This window comes from Tardiphaga sp. OK246 (assembly GCF_900188215.1).
Classification (GTDB): domain Bacteria; phylum Pseudomonadota; class Alphaproteobacteria; order Rhizobiales; family Xanthobacteraceae; genus Tardiphaga; species Tardiphaga robiniae.
Window position 1 is genome coordinate 132,286 of sequence record NZ_FZOX01000008.1, and the last position, 13,091, is coordinate 145,376.

Genomic DNA, 13,091 nt, shown 5'->3' on the forward strand with positions numbered 1-13,091 from the left:
CCCTGCCCGGCTTGTCGCCGGGCAGGGGCTTTCGTTTGGAGGAAATATAGGGTAGGGGACTATCCTATGTCGCATCTCGCCGCTAACAAGACCAAGCTGCTCGCCCGGGTACGTCGGCTCGCCGGCCAAATGGCCGCCATCGAGAAGGCCATCACCGAAGACGCCGGCTGCGCCACGATTCTGCATCAGGTCGCAGGCGTGCGCGGCGCCGTGAGCGGGCTGATGGATGAACTGATCGAGGACCATGTCCGCGAGCATGTCGCCCATCCCGGTCTCAGCGCCGACGACCGGGCGGCCGGCGCCGAAGAACTCGTCGCCGCTATCCGGCGCTACGCGAAATAAGGACGGGCAGCATGCGCACCCACTCCGACATCGACCACCTGTCCCACGAGCACATGTTTCTGGGCGACAATCATGACGAGAACACCCGCCGCACACTGTGGGTGGTCGTCCTTACGGCGCTGATGATGGTCGGCGAGATCATTGCGGGCACAGTCTTCAACTCGATGGCGCTGCTGGCTGACGGCTTCCACATGGCGACCCATGCCGTGGCGCTCGCCATTGCTGCGGGCGCCTATGCTTATGCACGCCGCAACGCACATAACCGCCGCTTTACTTTCGGCACAGGTAAGGTCGGCGATCTCGCCGGCTTTGCCTCCGCGTTGGTGCTGGCGATCATCGCCCTCGGCATCGCCGTCGAATCCGTGCAGCGGCTATTCAATCCGTCCGCAGTCGCTTTCGGCGAAGCCACGGTGATCGCCGTCATCGGTTTAATCGTGAATATCGCCAGCGCGTTTCTGCTGAGCGGTGGGCATCATCACCATGGCCACGATCATCACGACCACGACCATCACCACGGCGCACATCATCGCGACAACAACATGCGCTCCGCCTTCATGCATGTGCTGGCCGATGCGCTGACCTCGGTGCTAGCTATCGTCGCGCTGATAGCCGGCCGCTATCTTGGCTGGGTGTGGCTAGATCCTGTGATGGGTATTGTCGGCGGCATCGTCATCGCCGTCTGGGCGTGGAATCTGCTGCACGATACGGCGGCCGTGTTGCTCGACACGTCAGATCCGCATCTGGAACAGGAAATCCGCGATGAGGTCGAGCGCCCCGGCGACGCCCGCATCTTCGACCTCCACGTCTGGCGCGTCGGCCCCAGTGCGCATGCTGCGATCGTCGGCTTTGCCGGCGGAGCGAGCACAGAGACGGTGCGGCAGCGCCTCACGGCCGTGCATGAATTGCAGCACGTGACTGTGGAAGCGCGCTAGCGCCGGACGCACATCTTCCGCGTTACGAGCCATGCGGCGAAGCGGGTTGGCATTCGCCGCTTGGCTGATTAACCTGACGTCATCATCGCCAGCCAAATGGCGGGGCGTGCCGATTGCGGCGCGCAAAAAACGTCTGGGACGGACATGCAAGGACAGATCGCGCCGGACACCTCAACGCCGGCCACCCGCCATGAAGTTCTCTACGGCGAACGCGTCGTCACCTGTTTCTCCGATCGCCCGCCGACCCTCGACGCCATGCTGCGCGCCGCAGTCGCGCGGAAGCCCGATGGCGTTGCGCTGGTGCTCGGCGAAAGACGCGTCACCTATGCGGAGCTCGACCGCGTCGCGGAGAATATCGCTCGCAATCTGATCGCCTCCAGCTTCAAAAGGGGCGAACGCATCGCGATGCTGCTCGGCAACTGCCTGGAATTCATCTTCTGCGCGCTCGGCGCCGTCCGCGCCGGCATGATCGTCGTCCCGCTCAATACGCGGCAACGCGCCCCCGAGATCGACCATGTGTTGCAGCAGTGTGGGGCTTCAGCGCTCGTCTATGACGCCGACTGCGAGGCCAACCTGCCCGCACCACGTGCGAACTTGCGTAATCAGTGGGTGGTCGGCAGCGGCCGTGCGCCATCGTTTGCGGAGCTGACGAAAGATGCGCCTGCCGCTGCGCTTCCCGAACTCCATCAGGAAGACACCGCTTTTCTGCTCTATACGTCAGGCACCACTGGCAACCCGAAAGGCGCGATGCTCACCCATGCGAGCATCATCCATTCGCTGCTCAACTTCCAGCATGGCTATGGCCTGCACGACGGTGACGTCACCATGCTGGCGGTGCCAGCATCGCATGTCACCGGGCTTGTGGCATTGATCCTTGCGACCATCAATGTCGCCGGAACGACGGTGATCCTGCCGACCTTCAAGGCACCGGAGTTTCTCGCTGTCGCGGCACGCGAGCGCATGACCTACACACTAATGGTGCCCGCGATGTACAATCTCTGCCTGCTGCAGCCGGACTTCGAGACCCACGACCTCACGGCCTGGCGCATCGCCGGCTTCGGCGGGGCGCCGATGCCGGAAGCGACCATCACGCGCCTTGCGCAGGTGCTGCCGAAGCTCAATCTCTGCAATGCCTATGGCTCGACCGAAACCACCTCACCCGCGACGATGTTTCCGCCCGGCTCGCCCATCAGCAAGATCAATTCGGCCGGACGCCCGGTAACCGGCGCGCATATCGTGGTTGCTGATGATGACGGCCACGAGGTGCCGGCCGGCCAGGACGGCGAATTGCTGATTGCCGGCGCTATGGTCGTGCCGGGCTATTGGGACAACCCGGATGCGACGCGCACCGGCTTCGTCGGCGGCTATTGGCGCTCCGGCGATATCGGCCGCATGGATGCGGACGGCTATGTCTATGTGGTCGACCGCAAGAAGGACATGATCAATCGCGCCGGCTTCAAGATCTACTGCACCGAGGTCGAAAACGTGATGTCACATCATCCCGCCATCGTCGAAAGCGCAGTGGTGGGCAAGCCGGATCCAGTGCTGGGCGAACGCGTACACGCCTTCATCTATAGCCCCGATGGCGGCAACGAGGCCGACATCCGCAAATACTGTGCGGAGCGGCTGTCCGATTACAAGGTGCCGGACACCATCACCTTCCTGAAGGAGCCATTGCCGCGCAACGCTAACGGCAAGATCCTCAAGACCGAGCTACGCAAGATGATGGCGAGCTGATCACCAAGCGGCGACAGCACCATCCGAGCGCGGATCGGTCGCCCCTTCGAGCACGCCGTTGGCGTGCAGCACGATGGCGCCGGCATGGCCCATGGTACCGGTATAGCTGCCAAGCACCTCGACCACGTGACCGGCATCCCGAAGCTGCTCGATCAACGCGGGATCGAAGCGATCCTCGACCTTCAGCGTGACGCTCTCGTCGCCCCAGGTCTTGCCGAGCAGCCAGCGCGGCGCCGTCACCGCCTGCTGTAGCGGCATGCCGAACATGCCGTAGCGCGAGAACACCGCAGACTGCGTCTGTGGCTGCCCCTCGCCGCCCATATTGCCATAAACCATGCGGCGACCGTCATCGAAGATCGCCATCGCCGGATTGAGCGTGTGGAAGGGCTTGCGGTTCGGCTTCAGCGCATTCCAGCCGCTCTCCTGCAGACGGAACGAGGCGCCGCGATTTTGCCAGCAGATGCCGGTTTCCGGCAGCACGACGCCGGAGCCGAACTCGAAATAGACCGACTGGATGAACGACACCGAACGGCCCTGTTCGTCGATGACGCCGAGCCAGATGGTATCGCCGGGCTTGCGCACATGCGGCCACGGCAGCGCAATCTTGCGATCGATATGGCGCGCCAGTTCGTCAAGCTTCGCATCGTCGAGGAATGACGCCGGATCCACCGTCATGTGATCGGGATCGCCGACATGCTCGTCACGCACGATGAAGGCCTGCTTGGTGGCCTCGATCAGACCGTGGATGTGATCGAAACCTTCGGCCTGGGTGACACCAAGGCGATCGAACATCGCGAGGATCATCAGCGACGACAGGCCCTGCGTCGGCGGCGCCATGTTGAACAGCTGCGCGCCGCGCACGGTGGTCGATAGCGGCGGACGTTCGCTGGCTTGATGGTTCTGCAGATCGGCCGCGGTGACGGGCGATGCGACCCTGGCGAGGTCAGCGGCGATCGTGTCGGCCAGCTTGCCGTTGTAGAAACTCTCGAAGCCCTCGACGGCCAGACGCTTCAGCGTCGCGCCGAGCGCCGGCAGTTTCATGATATCGCCTTCGGCCGGCGCCTGCCCGTTCGGCATGAAAGTCCCGGCGAAATTCGGCTGGTCCTTCAGCTCCGCGAATTTCTCAGACGTCAGTTCGGATTGGCTGCGCGTGACGACGATGCCGTTCTCGGCATAATAGATTGCGCTGTCGAGCAGGCGTTCGCGCGACAGCGGCTTCTGCCAATGCTTCGAAACATCCAGCGCCTTCTGCCAGCCGGACACGGTCCCGGCGACGGTGTTGGCAGCGAGCGGTCCGCGGAACGGAATCGCCGAAGCGCCCTTCGACGCATAGTAAGCAAGGTCCACCGCTGCGCCGGCGCGACCGCAGGCATCCACCGTGATCGGCGCCTTACCGGGCTCGGCGATCAGCCAAAAGCCGTCGCCGCCGATGCCGGTCATGTGCGGATAGACCACTGCGAGCGCCGCCGCTACGGCGATCGCCGCTTCCACAGCGGTCCCGCCGTCCTTGAGCACATCGAGACCGGCCTGCGACGCCAAGTGATGCGGCGAGGTAACCATGCCCCGTCGCGCGCGCGGTGTTTCAAGCATTCGTCGTCTCCAGAACTCGTGGCATGCCAGCTTTGTTTGGCGCAGTCGTAACGCGTCCAGCCGATGATTCAAGCTTTTCGGGCGACAATCTCGCCGTCCCGCGCAACCAGTCGGCCGTTCTTGTAGACCGCGCGGCGCCTTGGCAGATCGACCACGGCCTGCGGCACGTGCGGTGCATCGATGGCGACGAAGTCGGCCTTGGCGCCGACGCGGAGGCCGTGATCTTCCAGCCGCAGCGCTTTCGCACCACCGACCGTGACGATGTCGAAGGCCAGCATCAGATCTTCGTCGGTGTTGAAGCCAGAGCGATAGCCGATCATCATGGCCCGGCCGAGCATGTCGCCGTCGCCATAGGGCCACCACGAGTCGCGGATGTTGTCGCAGCCGCCGAACACCGTGACGCCGGCAGCGCGCAACAGCTTCACCGGTGGAAACGGCCGCGCACCCGGCGCATTGGTCATGATGGCGACGCCGCTCGCTGCCAGCAACTCGGCTGTTCGCTGCACGACATCAGGAGCGACATCGCCGAGCGAATAAGCGTGGCTGACGGCGACGTGGCCCTGCATGCCCAGCGCCTGCGTGCGCGAGCAAATCTGTTCTATCTCGAAAATGCCGAGCATCGAGGGATCGTGCAGATGGATATCGACATCAACGCCGCGGCGCTCGGCGATGCCGAACACGACATCGAGATGTTTCTCGACATCGCGGTCGAAGCCACCGGGATCGAGGCCGCCGATCACGTTCGCGCCGAGATCGAAAGCCGCATCGAGCAGATCCGGCGTGCCCGGACTGCGCAGGATGCCGCTTTGCGGGAAGGCGACAAGCTGGATGTCGATGACGTCGCGATGCGCCTCGCGCACGGCGAGGATGGTCTCCAGCGATTTGAGACCGACCGAACCGTCGACCATCACATGGCTGCGCATCCGCGTGCTGCCGTGGCCGAGGCAAAGCTCCAGCTGGTTCCGCGCCCGCTCAGCCATCGGCGTGGCCTTGGCCATGTTGTCTGCCTGGATGGCGACACGTTCCTGTACGTTGAAGCCGTTCGAATACGGCACATGCGGCCGCCAGACGTCGCCGTAGAAACTGGTGTCGAGATGGATGTGACCTTCGACGAAGGACGGGATCACAAGCGTGCCGCCGAGATCGACGGTCTCTGCGGTTGTCGGTGCGGGATTACTACCGGATGTGACCGAGATGATATGGCCGCCGCTGACGGCAATCGTGTTGAAGCTACCGTCGGCGAATTTCGCCCGCGTAAAAATTTTGTCGATGTCGCTCACGCCAACCTCTCGGACTGATCTTCTGCCGTGAGGTTACAGGAGGACGGCGCAGCATGCATCCGCATGCCGGCCACTGCATGGCCGATGTGCGGATCAGCTTTCGCGCGCAGCCTTGATCAGGTTATCGCGCAGCGTGGCGACGCCCTGCTGCATTTTCTTGAACTCGTCCGGCTCGAGCCCCGACGCTTTGACGAGATTCATGGTCAGGCCCTTCTCGCGCAACCGCCGGCCTTCGTCGGTCAGGCTGATCACCACCTGCCGTTCATCCCCGGGATCGCGCTGCCGGCGCAGATAGCCCATGACCTCCAGCTTCTTCAGGATCGGCGTCAGCGTGTTCGACTCCAGAAACAGCTTTTCGCCGAGACTGCCCACCGTCTGCCCGTCCTCCTCCCACAGCGCCACGATGGCGATGTACTGGGTATAGGTCAGACCGAGCTTTTCGAGGATCGGCTTGTAGGCCCGGCCATAAGCCAGATTGGCCGAGTAGATCGAAAAGCAAAGGAAATCCGACAGTTTCGGCCCGGCCTGCTCGGATTTGACCGATTTTAGCTTGCTTGATGACATGTTCGCACTCCCGTCAGGACACGAGAACGTGACCTGTCGCATCCATATATATCGGATGCGATTAAATCGGAAGAGTTGACAGAAGGATCGGAGCCGTTATTTATACCGCACTCGATTAAATCGTGTACGATATAAATAGGAGCTACGATCATGACCACGACCACCATTGAAAAGGTTCTCTATACCGCCCAGACCCACACCACCGGCGGCCGCGATGGCGCGTCGCGCAGCTCTGACGGCCGGCTCGAGGTCAAGCTGTCGCCTCCGGGCTCGGCCGGCGCCGGCACCAATCCCGAGCAGATGTTCGCGGCCGGCTGGTCGGCCTGTTTCATCGGCGCCATGGGGCGCGCCGCCAGCAATCTGAAGGTCAAGCTGCCGGCCAACGTCGCCGTCGACACCGAAGTCGATCTCGGCACCACCGGTGGTGATTTCTTCCTGCAGGCCCGCCTCAATGTCAGCCTGCCCGGCCTCGCACCGGACGTCGCTCGCCAGGTGGTCGATGCCGCGCATCAGATCTGCCCTTACTCCAAGGCAACGCGCGGCAACATCAATGTCGCGATCAACCTGATTTAGCCCGTCTCTCACAATTCCTCCGCGGACCGCCCACGGTCCGCGGATCATCGCTCCGATAACGGCGCCCGCCTTGGTGACCCGCCGATTTCACTCGTGCGTTTTCTGGAGATCACCGTGACGCTCTTCATCCTCGCTTATACCGCCGGCCTGCTCACCATCGCATCGCCCTGCATCTTCCCAATCCTGCCGATCATTCTCGCCCGCGCGGACCAGCCGTTTCGCCGCAGCGGATTGCCCTTGCTGATCGGCCTCACACTGACTTTCGCGGTGGCCGCCAGTCTCGCCTCTGTCGCCGGCAACTGGGCGATCGAGGCAAATCGCTATGGCAGAACCATCGCCCTCATCGCAATGACGCTATTCGGCCTGGCACTGCTGTTGCCGACTCTGGCCACGCGGCTGATGGCGCCGCTAGTACTACTCGGTGTGAAGTTGTCCGACTGGGCCGGCCAGAATGATGCAAACGCAAACCGCACACCGGTCGCTTCGCTGCTGCTCGGCATAGCGACGGGCCTCGTCTGGGCACCCTGTGCCGGACCGGTGCTGGGCCTGATCCTCACCGGCGCGGCACTGCACGGGCCGGGAATCGACACCGTGTTGCTGTTGCTTGCCTATGGTCTTGGTGCGGCCACATCACTTGCCGCCGGCATGCTGCTGGGCGGACGTTTGCTCGTCAAGGCGCGCGAGCTGATGCCATGGAGCGACGGCGTGCGTCGCGCGCTGGGTGGCGCGGTAGTGCTCGGCGCCATCGCGATCTGGGTCGGGCTGGATACGCGCCTGCTGACGCAACTATCACTGCCGTCAACGACGGCGTTTGAAAGCAAGCTGATCGACACGCTCCAGCCCGCACCAGCCGCGCAGGCCGGAACGTCCATCGGCAATGCCACACCCCATGCATCACTGTCTGGTCCGCTCGCATCGATCATGGGCAGCAGGCAATGGCTCAACACGTCGCCGCTGAAGGCTGAAGACCTGCAGGGCAAGGTCGTGCTGGTGAATTTCTGGACCTATTCCTGCATCAACTGCCTGCGCGTGCTGCCGCATGTGCGTGCCTGGGCCGAGAAGTATCGCGATCAGGGCCTCGTCGTGATCGGCGTGCACACGCCGGAATTCGCCTTCGAGAAGAACGTCGGCAATGTCAGCACCGCAACGACGAAGCTTGGCGTCGGCTATCCCGTCGCGATCGACAACGACTTCCGGATCTGGCGCGCCTTCAGCAACAATGCTTGGCCTGCCCTCTACTTCGTCGGTGCTGATGGTCGCATCCGTCATCAGGCAATCGGCGAGGGCAACTATGCGACGTCGGAAAAGGTGATCCAGCAATTGCTCGCCGAGGCCGGCCACAAGCCAACCGACGACGCTGCAACGGTGACAGCCGAAGGCACGCAGGTTGCGGCGGACGAAGTCCAACTCCGGTCGTCGGAAACCTATCTCGGCTATACGCAGGCCACCGGCTTCACCTCGCCCGGCGGCGCACGGGAAGACGTGCCGAGCGTCTATCGCGGCATCGACATGCTACCACTGAACCGCTGGACGCTGGGCGGCACATGGACCATCGGCCGCGAATATGCGCAGCTCAATGAGGCGTCTGGGCGCATCGCCTATCGTTTCCACGCCCGCGACCTGCATCTGGTTCTTGGGCCATCGCCGGACGGCAAGCCGGTGCGCTTCCGCGTCACCATCAATGGCGCAGCACCCGGCGCCAGCCACGGCACCGATACCGATGCCGAGGGAGATGGCACCGTGACGGATGCCAAACTGTATCAATTGCTGCGGCAAGTTGGCGATGTGACCGACCGCACATTCGGAATCGAATTCCTCGATCCGGGCGTGCGGGCCTATGCCTTCACCTTCGGCTGATGGCGGCAGCTATTGATAGGTTGCCACGATATCGGCGACGGCGCGCTCGAGTTGCTGCGCCGTCGCGCATTGGCGCACGACATTGCAGAAGGTCGCGTAGCGCGGCATTTCGGAATCGCCGAAGCCCCAGCCCATCCGTCCTTCCGGATTGAGCCAGACCAGCCGCTTCGAGCGCTCGCCGATACGGCGCAGGATGTCGGCGCGCGGATCGAGATTGTTGCTGCGGGCATCGCCGAGCACAATGACCGTGGTCTGCGCCGTGATCGCACTCATGAAACCCTTCTCGAAATCGACGAAGGAGCGACCATAGTCGGACGAGCCGTAGCCAACCGACAACATGATCTGCTTCATCGCCTCTTCAGGCTTGTTCTTCTCCAGGACTTCACTGACTTCGATCAAGTTGCCGGAAAAAGCGAAGGAGCGCACATCGGACACCACTTCATGCAGGCTGTGGATCAGCAACAGGAAGAAGTCGGAGACCTGCGCCACGGAACCCGAGACGTCGCAGATCGCCACAATCTTCGGCTTGTCACGGTGACGGCGCTTCCATGCCGTCATGAACGGCACGCCACCCCATGCAGCATTTCGGCGGATGGTGCGGCGGACGTCGAGATGGCCGCGGCGCTGGCGCTTGCGCGGCTTGCTGAAGCGCTCGCGCAGCCGCCGCGCGATCTGCCGGATCAGAACGCGCATCTGCGCGATCTGCCGCTGTTCCAGCCGCGCCATCGGCGCATTGCGCAGTATCTCATTGCGCAACGCCTCTTTCTCCTCCCGGCCATAGAGCAGCAGCGCCTGCGCGACCATTTCGCTGACGGTCTCGCGCAGGCTGCCAAGCGCCGTTGCAAGCCGTTCCGCATCTGCTGGATTGCGGGTCGCGAGCGCGTCGATGTCGTCGCGCAGTTGTGCGATCCCGAGCTGCTCGAGCACCCGACTGGCAAACAGCCCCCGCTGGGTGAAGACACGAATGTCGGTCAGGCCGGCGGCATTCGAAGCATTCGACAGGGCTGCAGCAATCGCCGCGCGGTCCTGCGACAGCAGCATCTGCGCGAGCGAACCGAGTTCGGTCGAATCCTGTGCCGACGGGGTGCCTGCCGCAGCGTCGGTCCCGCTCTCGCTTGCCCCCTCGCCAGTCTCGTCGTCGTCATTTGCCGCGGACGGCGCGTCGAAATCAGGATGGGTGAAGAACGCATCGAAACAGGCAGCGAGCGCCGCCTTCTCCTCGCCGGACTTCGCCATGGTCAGCAGCAGCGCATCGCGCAGGATGGCGCGATCGGCGGGGCCCACTTCGGCGGCGGCACGCATCGCATCGATACTTTCGGCAGGCGAAATCCTGACACCGGCGCCGCGCGCCGCTCGAAAGAACCGATGCAGCGTATCGCGCATGGCTAACCGAACACGCCCTGCCGGTCGGCCTTGGCAACGAAACCCGAGACCTGCGACAGTGTCGCTTCGATATCGCCTTCGTATTTCAGCAGCACGTTGAGCGTATCCTTGACCATCTCGTGGCCGAGTTCGGACGCACCGAGCAGCACGAGCACCTTGGCCCAGTCGATGGTCTCGCTGACCGACGGCAGCTTCTTCAGGTCCAGCGTGCGAACCTGATTGACGAAACCGACAAGCTGCTTGCGAAGTGTCGCGGAAACACCGGGCACGCGGGTTTCGACGATGCGCTCTTCGAGCTTGGGCTCGGGAAAGCCGATATGCAGATGCAGACAGCGGCGCTTCAACGCATCGCCAAGATCACGTTCGCCGTTCGAGGTCAGGATCACGGTCGGCGGTACGATGGCTACGACGGTGCCAAGTTCGGGGATCGTGACCTGGAAGTCGGACAGGATTTCGAGCAGCAGCGATTCGAATTCGGCGTCGGACTTGTCGATCTCGTCGATGAGAAGCACGCAGCCCATCGGCTGTTCCAGCGCGCGCAGCAACGGGCGCGGCTCGACGAACTCCTTGGAGAAGAACACGTCGCCGAAATCGTGCAGCTGGTCGAGCGCCTTGGCGAGCGTATCGGCGCCGCCCAGCACTTCGCCGAGCTTGTCCTTCAGGATCTGGGTGTAGAGCAGCTGCTTGGCATATTTCCACTCATACAGTGCCTTGGCCTCGTCGAGGCCCTCGTAACACTGCATGCGGATCATCTCGAGACCACGCGAGGCAGCGATCGCCTTGGCAAGTTCGGTCTTGCCCACACCGGCGGGACCTTCGACCAGGATCGGCTTCTCGATTTTCTCGGCGAGATAGACGGCGGTAGCGATCTGCCGGCTGGCGATATAGCCGGCGGAAGCCAGGCTGCGCTCAACGGCTTCGATCGATGCTGACGAACTGGTGCTCTCGGCCACGCGCTTCACTCCGGATTTCGCATACTGGAATAAGCTGTGGCGTGCTCGCCCGGCTCATTCCGGCGTCCTGATTTGCTACGTGGTTCAGCCGGCGGCGTCCAGCGCCACCGGCTCATCGCTCAGTTGCGGCGACTGGGGGCCTGACAGTTGAGCGCCTTGCGGTAACCCGCGGCGCGGGCGTCATCCTCGCTGCAGAACCAGCGGTCCGGTTTCGGCTGGGTCGCATAATTCTGGCACTGGGGGATGAGATAGACACCGACATGGCCGGTAAACTTGGCGCGGCGGACCTGTTTCGCCCGGATATTGCAGCCCGCCGGCATCGCGAGATCGGCGGGAAATAGCGCCGCGCGCAACTCCTTGTCCTTGTCGCTCCGACAGGCCGAGCCGAGCAATGGGCTCTCGGCGGTCTTGCTGCGGAACTCCGCAGGTGTCACGAAGCACCCGCGCCACAGACCCTGGCGCTTGTCCTTGGCAGCCGTCTCATCTGGCCTGAAGCTGGTTTTGGCGCTTGCCTTGTCCGACGGTTCGATGCTCACCGCATAGCCTGATCGGATCACCGCCTGATTGAGGCTACCCGTCTCGCCAACGACACTGCAGAGACCGGCGCGGCGGTTCTTGTAGATCTTGTCCTCGCCAAGATCCTCGCAGCGAACCTCGCGCTTGCCGATCAGTTTCACCAGCTGGTCCCTTGCCTCGACGCCGCAGGCCCAGTTGTCGGCATGCTCATCGACACAGGGCTGATCCACCTCCGGTGCGTCCAGGCCGGCGAGCTTGTAGGCGACATTGCCGATCTGGATGGTGTCGCCGTCCTTGACGATGGCTTCGACCGCCGAGGCCGGGTTGGCGACAAGCAGCAGGAAGAGCAGGGACAGGATGCGCATCAATCTGGTCTCGGGATCGGCACGGGAGGACTGCGATCAGTCCTATCGCAGCAGGCGCGCCCACGAAAGAGACATCACGCGCACTGCGCCGTCACACCGCAATCAGCATCGCTACGCCGACGACAATCAGCGCAATCCCCGACAATTCGCGTGCCGAAAGGGGCTGCTTGAACGAATAATAGGCGACAGCCTGCGCGAACAGCACCTCGACCAGCGCCAGCGTCCGCACGTTGGCGGCGGCCGTAAGTGCAAAGGCCAGGAACCAGAATTGCGAGGCGGCTGCGCCCATGAAGCCGGCCAGCATCGATGGCTTCCACAAGCCGAGGATGTCGCTCAGCACCTTGGGTGCACGGGCCAGCAGATAGATGGTCAGGATCAAGGTCTGCACGAACAGCGCCCAGACCAGCGCATAGGATGCCGCCGTGACGAAGCTGACACCGGGCACCGTGATGATGGCACCGCGAAAACCGACGGCCGACAGTGCGAAAGCCGCCGCCGCGACCAGTCCGAGGACGGTCGGCCGGATGCTGGCGATGTTGCGCGTGGCACCGGGCCGCAGCGCCGTGACGACGACTCCGATGGTGGCAATCAGGATCGCCGCGACCTTCAGCACCGTCAACTGATCGCCGAGAAAGACAAAACCGAAAATCGCGGTCTGGATCGCCTCGGTCTTGAGATAGGCCGTAGTCACCACAAAGGAGCGATCGTTCATCGCTGCCAGCATGAGCCCCGTCGCAAATATCTGGCTCAGCGCGCCGAGTAGCAGCCACGGCCAGAATTCGGCTGATGGCCACGGCACCTTGTCGCCCGTCGCCAGGATGATCACCACGAAAAAGACGATCGAAAACGGGAAGCCGAACAGAAAACGGATGTTGGTGGCGCCCCAGGTACCGAGCGGTCCGGTGAGCGAGCGCTGCATGGCATTGCGCGCCACCTGCCCCAGCGAGGCGATGATAGTGAAGGGGATCCAAAGCGAGGCAATGGTGAACATGAGGCAGG

12 protein-coding genes are annotated in these 13,091 nt (G+C 63.2%); 5 read left to right on the top strand and 7 right to left on the bottom strand.

Annotated features, from left to right (window positions below; genetic code table 11):
- Positions 1 to 66: 66 nt before the first annotated feature.
- From CHC01_RS28465 to CHC01_RS28475, 3 genes are all read left to right on the top strand, one after another.
- Positions 67 to 342: a metal/formaldehyde-sensitive transcriptional repressor gene (locus CHC01_RS28465; protein WP_089267704.1), complete on the top strand. Its 276-nt coding sequence runs from the start codon at positions 67 to 69 to the stop codon at positions 340 to 342.
- Between the two features lie 11 nt (positions 343 to 353).
- Positions 354 to 1,274 carry a CDF family Co(II)/Ni(II) efflux transporter DmeF gene (dmeF, locus tag CHC01_RS28470; protein WP_089267705.1) on the top strand — a complete coding sequence of 307 codons (921 nt, stop codon included), beginning with the start codon at positions 354 to 356 and terminating at the stop codon, positions 1,272 to 1,274.
- A gap of 144 nt (positions 1,275 to 1,418) precedes the next feature.
- A complete protein-coding gene (locus CHC01_RS28475) occupies positions 1,419 to 3,011 on the top strand; it encodes a class I adenylate-forming enzyme family protein (protein WP_089267706.1) in 1,593 nt (530 codons plus the stop codon).
- On the opposite strand, the gene CHC01_RS28480 is transcribed toward CHC01_RS28475, so the two are convergent.
- The 3 genes from CHC01_RS28480 to CHC01_RS28490 all read right to left on the bottom strand — a co-directional run bounded on the left by CHC01_RS28480 (position 3,012) and on the right by CHC01_RS28490 (position 6,445).
- Positions 3,012 to 4,601, bottom strand: coding sequence for a gamma-glutamyltransferase family protein (locus tag CHC01_RS28480; RefSeq protein ID WP_089267707.1), 1,590 nt, complete (start codon positions 4,599 to 4,601; stop codon positions 3,012 to 3,014).
- Between the two features lie 68 nt (positions 4,602 to 4,669).
- Entirely contained in the window at positions 4,670 to 5,881 is a 1,212-nt protein-coding gene (locus CHC01_RS28485; protein ID WP_089267708.1) for an amidohydrolase family protein, read from the bottom strand.
- Positions 5,882 to 5,974: 93 nt separating this feature from the next.
- The gene (locus CHC01_RS28490) at positions 5,975 to 6,445 is read right to left on the bottom strand and encodes a MarR family winged helix-turn-helix transcriptional regulator (RefSeq protein ID WP_089267709.1); all 471 of its coding nucleotides are present in this window, start codon (positions 6,443 to 6,445) and stop codon (positions 5,975 to 5,977) included.
- 150 nt (positions 6,446 to 6,595) lie between these two features.
- Between CHC01_RS28490 and CHC01_RS28495 the strand changes: the two genes are divergently transcribed.
- Together CHC01_RS28495 and CHC01_RS28500 are read left to right on the top strand one after the other, a co-directional pair.
- Positions 6,596 to 7,018 (top strand): organic hydroperoxide resistance protein, encoded by a 423-nt coding sequence (locus CHC01_RS28495; RefSeq protein ID WP_089267710.1) that lies wholly within the window; start codon positions 6,596 to 6,598, stop codon positions 7,016 to 7,018.
- 114 nt (positions 7,019 to 7,132) lie between these two features.
- Positions 7,133 to 8,875 (top strand): cytochrome c biogenesis protein DipZ, encoded by a 1,743-nt coding sequence (locus CHC01_RS28500; RefSeq protein WP_089267846.1) that lies wholly within the window; start codon positions 7,133 to 7,135, stop codon positions 8,873 to 8,875.
- A gap of 9 nt (positions 8,876 to 8,884) precedes the next feature.
- Here CHC01_RS28500 and CHC01_RS28505 read toward each other — a convergent pair whose 3' ends face one another.
- The 4 genes from CHC01_RS28505 to CHC01_RS28520 form a co-directional block, all read right to left on the bottom strand.
- Positions 8,885 to 10,258 carry a vWA domain-containing protein gene (locus CHC01_RS28505; protein ID WP_089267711.1) on the bottom strand — a complete coding sequence of 458 codons (1,374 nt, stop codon included), beginning with the start codon at positions 10,256 to 10,258 and terminating at the stop codon, positions 8,885 to 8,887.
- A 2-nt stretch (positions 10,259 to 10,260) separates the two neighbouring features.
- Positions 10,261 to 11,211: an AAA family ATPase gene (locus CHC01_RS28510; protein WP_089267847.1), complete on the bottom strand. Its 951-nt coding sequence runs from the start codon at positions 11,209 to 11,211 to the stop codon at positions 10,261 to 10,263.
- A gap of 119 nt (positions 11,212 to 11,330) precedes the next feature.
- Positions 11,331 to 12,092 (bottom strand): thermonuclease family protein, encoded by a 762-nt coding sequence (locus CHC01_RS28515; protein WP_176454735.1) that lies wholly within the window; start codon positions 12,090 to 12,092, stop codon positions 11,331 to 11,333.
- A 91-nt stretch (positions 12,093 to 12,183) separates the two neighbouring features.
- A complete protein-coding gene (locus CHC01_RS28520; RefSeq protein ID WP_089267713.1) occupies positions 12,184 to 13,083 on the bottom strand; it encodes an EamA family transporter in 900 nt (299 codons plus the stop codon).
- Positions 13,084 to 13,091: the final 8 nt, after the last annotated feature.